We start from the raw sequence: 4,060 nt of genomic DNA on the forward strand, positions 1-4,060 counted from the left end.
CTATGACCAGAATCGGCCTGTTCGGCCGGCCCGAGGGCCGTACATATTAAACATAGATATACTGATAAATATGAGCAGAAATTCTACATATCGTAGGTATGCATGCCGCGCATTATCACATTATTAATCTGTGACTATCGACCTGCTCATGGAAGCTGGATCCTATTGACCATGAGAGTGCGGAAAAATCCGATGGGCATATGTAGTTTTTAAGCCAATGGCGTTGGATGGACCAGCTTGGGAAGTGCTTCGAATAAGCACCCCTAAAGCTCCAGATCCCGCGGCAAGCCCCAAGCCCATACACCTGATCTGTAATGGAACCGCTTGTGGAGGGGTTCTCGCATGACACCATCTGAAATATCGACGCTCACGACGCCGGCTGCTGCGTCAGGCGCAACCGGTCCATTTTCCACGCACGCCGGAGGCCCGGGGCTTGGCGCGGGCGCGTATGCCGGCATCGGTGCCGCCGGCGGCATCGGCCTGGTCTTGTTGCTGGCCGGCGCCTTCAAGTTTGTTTTCCGAAACAAGAATCGGGCACCCGCAAACGACCTGCTGGACGGGAAGACGATCGAGAATTTCACCAAAGCCGCCGCACGCCTCCCCGACGGGGCGCGCCGCGGCCTTGCGGATAAAGCCACATGGCTCGGCCGGGTAACCCGACTTCACCTCCCAGGCGGGCAATTTCCAGACGAGGTCCTCTCGCAAGAAGAATGGCATGGCCGCACCAAGGCCTTTGTCGAGCACTCCGTCGACATGATGTATGTCCTTCAGCGCGATCCCCTCCACACGAGAAGTGTTTTCGCGAAGATCTCGGAAGAACTGGCGCCAACCGCAGCGTTTCAGACCAACCCATCGACCAATGTCCGAATGGGCCTTATCGGATTGGGCGAACCAGGTGCAGACAACCCGCAGGTCTTGCTGGACCACCTCCGCGCGTGCTTCGATGAGATAGAAAATATTGGACAAGTTCTTAGTGTTTATCAGGTAGCCGACGGCACCATTGACGAAGCGGCGCAGCTGAATCGGCGCCAAAAACTTACGACAGAACTTCAAAAGGCACGCGATCGGCTCTCCGCCATCGAGGTCGAGTATCCGGATGGGAAAGCGTCGAAATATCTCAATGCGACTCTTCAGGGCCCGCTTTTAACTTTAGCCAACTTCCAAATAGCACTGGCAAACACCCTGCTTCAGTTCGCAACGCTGCTCCCCATCATCGTGAATGGGACGGGCAACGTCATGATCGAAGCGGGCCTGTATAATGACACCACTGCAACAAAAGAGGACATCAGCAACTTCCGAAAAGACCGTCAATCACCATGGTATATTCCGAACGTGATCTGGCTGTTTTTCGGAATTTTGCCGTTTTATATGAAACTTATGGCCGATTCGCGCGGGGGATCGCCAGGGATCGATGATTACGCCGAATGGTCTTATAAGGCGCAAGCCAATGTTGGCGATGACGGCCAGCCGCGCTCTGCGCTGCATCCCAATCCTTGGTACGCCGCGCTACTGACTATCACTGCCTTGGCGGCCGGTTACCTATACATGCTTGAGTTTAAATTCGATGAGCCTGTCAAAAAATGGCTGCGCAAGGGGACGGACAACGAGGACGATCGCGTCGCGCGCGAGGGCACATACTTCCCCCCGGCGACGGACCTTGAGACCACCGCCGCGAGCGCCGATCCGACAGGGAGAGCAGCGGCGACGAGCGATCTCCGCCGGTTTCTCCGCACATTCCAGGAAGCAACGATCGCACTAGCCGGGCTGAATGCGGCGGCCAAGACAGGATCCCATGCGGATTCACGCGGCACAGCCCAAGTCGGCTGGCTGCTGCAGCGGCAAATCAGAGGGATAAACGTATCATTCACCACGATAGCCGGCATTTTTGAAGAATGTGGCGTGGTCATCGTCGACATCATGCCCGACGTTGCAAAAATGACTGCCGATCGGATGAAGGAACATCGGCCACGAGCCGACGATCCGCCGGATGGCCAGGAGCTTGTTTTTAATGATTCAGCCCTCAACACCACACTGGGCGTCTTAACGGTATTGGAAAGCCTGGGACAGATCGTTGCCTCGGCCGTTAACAACCCAGGAGCCCTCAGCGATTTTGTCGTCTACTTCCCGATTGCTTTGTGGGAGCAATTCAAGACATTTTCGGGAGTCGACAACGAAGAAAAAATGGATGTCTATGCCAATCTATTTCTTGTGGCGACACTGTTGCTTATCCCAAATTTTGCAAAACTCGGTTACTACATCAGTCAAAAACGGAACAATAATCCTGACAATGACCTTTTCAATCTGACGCCCCGCCCACCCGCAAACGACGGGAATAGCCCAGCGAACGAGACAGCCGCGACGGATTCGGAGGACTCGCTGCGCCTCATAGTCACAAAAATGGTAGCCGATACAATGGAGATCGGCCAAAGGATGACGGAAGAGTTCAAAGCGATTGACGCCAAGAATGGCACCGGCACCGAAACTGCTATCGACGCTGAAACGGCCACAACCGCCGAGACCTCCAATGCGCCTGAGCCGACGGCCGACGAGATTCTCAAGGGAATCTATGACATGGTCGACCGGTCAATTGCGGACAAGGCGCCTCAAGCCTCGCCGCAACCCGGTTCCACACCTGATGCCTCATCCGATATGGGTGGGCTCTATGGCCTGGCATCCGCTGCGGATAACAGCAGTGGTGGCACCGGGGGCAGCATCGACATCGAGAAGCTCATCGGTTACGCGCCATTCCAGCAACCTGGCGCGCAGATCCCCAATCTCCAGGCCGGCGCATGGGCCTTCACCACGACGGTTCTCGTTCTGGCGACGATCTGCGCCGGGACAAAGTTCGGGCCCGGCCTGACATGGGCGTCGTGGAAGACGTTTTCCCGTGGGTTCAAAGCTGCCGCCCCGGAGGAAGCCCGATCAAGCGAGCGCAGCGTGACCATGTTCAACAAGGCAATGAGGGCCATGGTTCGCGCCAGCACTGAGGCGCAGAGACAGCCTGGAAACGGATCGGAAGATGAGGGCGGCATACAAATGCAGCCGACGAACAATGCTCGGCAGAGGGAGCAATTTGCTGCCGAAGTCAGGGAGTTCGAGACCAATCATCTGCGTATCGCCGATCTGCCGAGCGAGGATTCGGCACGCCGCCAACAAATAAGGGACGATCTGGTTCGTTTCCTCACGCCACGCCCCAGCAATCTCATCGCGGACGGCAGCATCAACCCGCTTCTGGCGGCGGAATTCGCTACAGAAGTTGAGCGGCTCGCGATCCCCGAGATCGTGGACAGCTCGACACCTGCACATCGGATGATGACGCAGATCAGAAATTTCGAGAGTGCGGAATGGCCTGCTGTCCAACAACAGGTCGTCGCCGAGACCAGCGACAGCACACGCCGCAAGCTCATCAGAGACAGAATGATGGGTTATCTCGAGGAGAATGCCCGCAATCTCGTCGGCGAAGACGGGGACGTTTCCAGCCATCTGCGCCAACTTTTCGCCGGCGAAATCGACCGCCTGCTCGCAATCTCTGCGACGTCCTCCAGTGGGGAGTAGCCCTGCACGCCAGGACTGAAGGTGTGGCTCATCGCGAAAGAGGCATCTGCCGGATGCCGGCAGATGCCGGGGCGCAGGCCGTGCCGAGCCACTCAATGCGCCTGCCCTTGACTGTGCGGCGCCCCCCTGAGCCACATATCCGCCGCATGGAACCTCAACCGGAACCGAGGTAGGCAATCGGGCATGGCACAGTTCGACCCCCAAGCGCCTCCGCGGGAGTTGAGCGTCGGCGAGCTGGCGGCGCGCAGCGGCGTCGCCGTCTCGACGATCCATTTCTACGAGGCGCAGGGCCTGCTCCACAGCCGCCGCACCGCCGGCAACCAGCGGCGCTTCCCGCGCGGCGTTCTGCGGCTGGTGGCGATCATCAAGGTGGCGCAGCGGACGGGCATCCCGCTGGCCGCGATCCGTGAGGCGCTGTCGACCCTGCCGACCGACCGGGCCCCGAGCGCCGCCGACTGGCAGCGGCTGTCCGCGGGGTGGCAGGCGGATCTGGACGCCCGCATCG

At 58.5% G+C, this 4,060-nt stretch carries 2 protein-coding genes; both read left to right on the top strand.

Annotated elements, in window-relative coordinates:
- Window positions 1–342 precede the first annotated feature (342 nt).
- On the top strand, window positions 343–3,555 hold the full coding sequence (locus tag AC3XYG_RS10450; RefSeq protein ID WP_489139765.1) for a hypothetical protein: 3,213 nt from the start codon (window positions 343–345) through the stop codon (window positions 3,553–3,555).
- Window positions 3,556–3,738: 183 nt separating this feature from the next.
- A partial coding sequence (gene soxR, locus AC3XYG_RS10455) for a redox-sensitive transcriptional activator SoxR (RefSeq protein WP_489139766.1) occupies window positions 3,739–4,060 on the top strand: 322 nt, incomplete at its 3' end.

It is taken from the genome of Inquilinus sp., assembly GCF_057815775.1.